Here is a 1,756-nt window from a genome sequence, read left to right as displayed (position 1 = left end):
GGCCCGGTCACCGGCGTGGAGCCGTCGGCGCGGATGCGGGAGCAGGCGGTCGCGTACGCGGCGCATCCACGGGTCAGTTACGTCCCGGGGCGGGCGGAGGCGCTGCCGCTGCCGGACGGGGCGGTCGACTTCGCGCTGGGTTTCCTCGTGTGGCACCACGTACGGGACAAGCCCGCCGGCGCCCGCGAGCTGCACCGCGTGCTACGGCCCGGCGGCACCCTGCTGCTGCGTACCGAACTCACCGACTCGCTGCCCGACTTGTGGTACCTCGACGCCTTCCCCCGCGGGCGCGAGGTCCTCGCCGCGCTCTACGAGCCGCTGTCGGCGCTGCGCGGTACCTTCGAGGCGGCGGGGTGGGAGCTGGCGGCGGTGGGGGAGGTCGCGCTGCCGGCGCCCGGTACGTGCGCGGGGGCGCTGGCCCGGTTGCGTACCAGGGCGTTCTCGATCTTCGAGCACATGCCGGAGGCCGACATCGAGGCGGGCTTCGCGGAGTTGGAGCGCCGGGTGGCCGCGGACCCGCGGGCGCCGGCCCGGGTGTCGCCCGGGACGGTGGTCACCTTCCGCCGCGCCTGACACCCCGGCCCCGGGTCGCCTTCACCACACGCCCACCTCGCTGTTCGGCCTGATCTGCGCCACCACGGGCACCGCCTCGCCCACCGCCTCGACCGCCTGCGGCGTCCACGGCCCGACGGCGACGAACACCACGTGCTCGATCCCGTACTCGGCGAACCCCTCGCACCGCTCCGCGACCGACTCCGCCGGCTCCTCGGGCTCCATCCGGGCGGTGACCGTCTTCTCCACCTCCCAGTACGGCCGCCCCGCCGTCGCGCAGTGGTCCTGGAGCACGTCCAGCTCGCGGCGCAGCGTCCGGCCGCCGTCCGGTACGTCCAGGAAGTTGCACGCGTCCCCGTAGAGCGCGGCCAGCCGCAGCATCGGACCGTCGCCCACGCCGCCGACGAGCACCGCGGGCCGCGGCCGCTGCACCGGCTGCGGGCTGCACACGGGGTAGTCCAGCGTGAAGTGCCGCCCGTCGAACGCGCCGGTGTCGCCCGCCCACATCTGCTGCGCCAGCCGCAGCGTCTCCTCCATCCGCTCGACCCGCTCGGCCGCGGGCGGCAGGGTCAGGCCCATGGCATACGCCTCGTCCTCGCGGTAGCCGGCGCCGAGGCCGAGCCAGGCGCGGCCGCCGGAGAGCACGTCGAGGGTGGTGACGGCCTTCACGAGCAGGGCGGGCGGGCGGTACGTGACGCCGGTGACCATGGTGCCGATGCGGACGTTCTCGGTGCGCGCGGCCAGGTAGCCGAGGGTGGTGTACGCCTCCAGCACCGGTTCGTCCGGCGTGCACGTGGGGTCGGCCTGGAGCAGGTGGTCACCGATCCAGACGGTGTCCACGCCCGCCGCGTCCGCCGCGCCGACGACCTCGGCGAGCGCGGGCGCGAGGGCCGCGGGGCCGCCGGGCCAGGAGAAGTCGGTGACGTTGATGCTGATGCGCATGGTGGGCGGCCTCCTCGTCGCTTCCCACCCAGTCTGACCGTGCGGGCCTGTGCCGGTCGTCCGTCCCAAGGAGTCAACTTTCTTACTCCCAGGGGAGTAACGGGCGGTCAGGGGGCCTTCGCGGGGGCGGCTGAGGGCCCCGCCGAAAGGGCGGGACCGCACCCGGAAGGGGGTCGTCGGCGACTGCGTACCGTGGTGCCATGAGCACCGCCAAGTTGACGCCCGCCCGGCGCCGGGCCGTGGCCGCGGCCGACGCCGCGAC

At 75.2% G+C, this 1,756-nt stretch carries 2 protein-coding genes; one reads left to right on the top strand and one right to left on the bottom strand.

Annotation, left to right across the window (positions count from 1 at the left end; all coding sequences use genetic code 11):
• The coding region (locus tag H5J30_RS31225) for a class I SAM-dependent methyltransferase (protein ID WP_181790891.1) at nt 1-573 on the top strand (573 nt) is incomplete at its 5' end.
• Nucleotides 574-594: 21 nt separating this feature from the next.
• Here H5J30_RS31225 and H5J30_RS31220 read toward each other — a convergent pair.
• Nucleotides 595-1,494: a TIGR03560 family F420-dependent LLM class oxidoreductase gene (locus tag H5J30_RS31220; RefSeq protein WP_181790889.1), complete on the bottom strand. Its 900-nt coding sequence runs from the start codon at nt 1,492-1,494 to the stop codon at nt 595-597.
• Nucleotides 1,495-1,756: the final 262 nt, after the last annotated feature.

It is taken from the genome of Streptomyces phytophilus, assembly GCF_013870535.1.
GTDB classification, from domain to species: domain Bacteria; phylum Actinomycetota; class Actinomycetes; order Streptomycetales; family Streptomycetaceae; genus Streptomyces; species Streptomyces phytophilus.
Note: the sequence above shows the minus strand (reverse complement) of the source record. Positions and strands in the feature narration are given on the sequence as shown.

Bases quoted from the DNA above. Each gene is read 5' to 3' on its own strand.
- H5J30_RS31220 (WP_181790889.1), bottom strand. From the start codon at position 1,494: ATGCGCATCAGCATCAACGTCACCGACTTCTCCTGGCCCGGCGGCCCC.